Origin of the sequence: Clostridium sp. 1001270J_160509_D11 (genome assembly GCF_015667935.1) — a bacterium.
Lineage (GTDB): Bacteria > Bacillota > Clostridia > Peptostreptococcales > Peptostreptococcaceae > Intestinibacter.
On record NZ_JADPET010000238.1, the window covers coordinates 1 to 2294 of the forward strand.

Annotated in this window: 2 protein-coding genes and 1 pseudogene; all 3 read right to left on the reverse strand. The window is 30.8% G+C overall.

Translation table 11 applies throughout. The features are described from left to right. Window positions 1-263, reverse strand: a pseudogene (gene deoA / locus I4U58_RS13595) (pyrimidine-nucleoside phosphorylase); the annotation flags it as partial. A gap of 18 nt (window positions 264-281) precedes the next feature. Continuing rightward, window positions 282-947 carry a deoxyribose-phosphate aldolase gene (gene deoC / locus I4U58_RS13600; RefSeq protein WP_195931871.1) on the reverse strand — a complete coding sequence of 222 codons (666 nt, stop codon included), beginning with the start codon at window positions 945-947 and terminating at the stop codon, window positions 282-284. 109 nt (window positions 948-1056) lie between these two features. After that, on the reverse strand, window positions 1057-2247 hold the full coding sequence (deoB, locus tag I4U58_RS13605; RefSeq protein ID WP_195931872.1) for a phosphopentomutase: 1191 nt from the start codon (window positions 2245-2247) through the stop codon (window positions 1057-1059). Window positions 2248-2294 lie beyond the last annotated feature (47 nt).

Here is a 2294-nt window from a genome sequence, read left to right on the forward strand (position 1 = left end):
CCAACTCCACCAGTTGAGTGTTTGTCAGCTTTTATACCTTCTATTGAAGATAAGTCTATTACATCACCACTGTTCATCATAGCTTTAGCTAAGTATGAAGTTTCTCTTTCGTTCATTCCATTTAAAACTATAGCCATAAGTAATGAACTTATTTGATAATCAGGTATAGATCCATCTGTTACACCATCTACAAAAAATTGAATTTCTTGGTCTGTTAATTCTTCGTTATATCTTTTTTTATTTATAACATCTACAAAACGCATATCTATTTCCTCTTTATTTTAGTATCCTTGTGCTTCTTTACCTTTTATTAAGTTTATTGCAGAACTTGTTCCTATTCTTTCACAACCTTCATTTATAAACATTTCAAGGTCTTCTACAGTTTTAACTCCACCTGCAGCTTTTATTTTTACATTTTCTCCTATGTGTTGTTTGAATAATTTTATATCTTCTATAGTTGCACCAGCAGTTCCAAATCCAGTTGATGTTTTTATGTAGTCTGCTTTTGCATCTGTAACACATTTACACATAGCTATTTTTTCTTCTTCTGTTAAGAAACAAGTTTCGATTATAACTTTTAATATTTTATCTCCTACAGCTTCTTTTATTGCTTTAATCTCAGCTGTAACTTTGTCATAATCTCCATTTTTAACATCTGATATGTTTATTACCATATCTACTTCGTTTGCTCCGTTTTCTATAGCTTGTTTAGCCTCTAAAACTTTTGCTTCTGTTGTTGAGTATCCAACAGGGAACCCTACTACTGTACATATGTTAACTTTATCTCCGTATTTTTCATTTATACGAGATATGTAACAAGCTGGTATACATATTGATGCTGTGTTGTATTCTATTGATTCATCACATATTTTTTGTATATCTTCCCATGTTGCTACTGGCTTTAATAATGTATGATCCACGTGTTTTAATATTTCTGCTGTATTCATTATACTACCTACTTTCTTAGCGTATATTGCCTTTTACCTATATTTTAATTTATTTATAAACTAACTATATTGATTAGTTTTTTCTTAATTTTAGTATTGAAATTACTTATTATACAAGTTCTTCTAATACTGATGTCCCTATTGTGTTTTCTGGCATATTTATATTGAAGTTGTCAGCTATTGTTGCACCTATTGTTGCAAAAGTATCTTTTTCTTCTAATATTCCACCTTTTTTCATAGCTGGTGAATAAGCTAAGAATGGAACGTATTCACGAGTGTGGTCAGTTCCTTCATATGTTGGATCATTACCATGGTCTGCAGTTATTATTAATAAATCATCTTCCCCTAATTTATCTATAACTTTTCCTAAGTTAACGTCGAATTTTTCAAGTTCTTGAGCATATCCAACAGGATTTCTTCTGTGTCCCCATAAAGCATCGAAATCAACTAAGTTTACAAAACATAATCCTTTAAAATCTTTATCCATTATTTCTAATGTTTGTTCCATTCCATGAACAGAAGATTTAGATTTGTTAGATTCAGTTATTCCTTCACCATCGTATATATCGCTTATTTTTCCTACAGATATAACATCATATCCGTTGTCTTTTAGCTCGTTTAAAACAGTTCTTCCATATGGTTTTAATGCATAGTCATGTCTGTTGCTTGTACGAGTGAAGTGTCCTTTTCCTGTTCCAACGTATGGTCTTGCGATTACTCTACCTACTTTGTATTCATCTCTAAGAGTTAATTCTCTAGCTATTTCACAACATCTGTAAAGTTCATCTAGACCAAAAGTTTCTTCATGTCCACATATTTGTAAAACAGAATCTGCTGAAGTATAAACTATCATATCTCCTGTTTTCATTTGGTGTTCACCTAATTCATCTAGTATTGCTGTTCCACTTGCACTTTTATTTCCTACTATTTTATGACCAGTTCTTTCTGATAACTCATCTAGTAATTCTTGTGGGAATCCAGTATCTGTGAAAGTTTTGAAAGGCTTAGTTATATGAAGTCCCATCATCTCCCAGTGACCAGTCATTGTATCTTTACCTATACTAGCTTCTTTAAGTTTCATTTGATAACCTAGTGGATGTTCTATTTTATCAACATGTTTTATTGGATGTAGGTTTGCTAATCCAAGTTTTTGTAGATTCGGTATTTTGAATGAATCTACTGATTCTGATATATGTAGTAATGTATCTACATTTATATCTCCATAGTTTTTAGAAGTATCATCTTGTCCTATTCCTAATGAATCAATTACTAAGACAAAGACTCTATTGTATTTTTTCATATCTATCACTTCCTAAATAAATTAATTTTAGAATAGTGTTATTAATC

What these genes read in the sequence shown, in the direction of transcription:
- deoC (WP_195931871.1), bottom strand. Translation starts at nt 947, where the DNA reads ATGAATACAGCAGAAATATTAAAACACGTGGATCATACATTATTAAAG.
- deoB (WP_195931872.1), bottom strand. Translation starts at nt 2,247, where the DNA reads ATGAAAAAATACAATAGAGTCTTTGTCTTAGTAATTGATTCATTAGGA.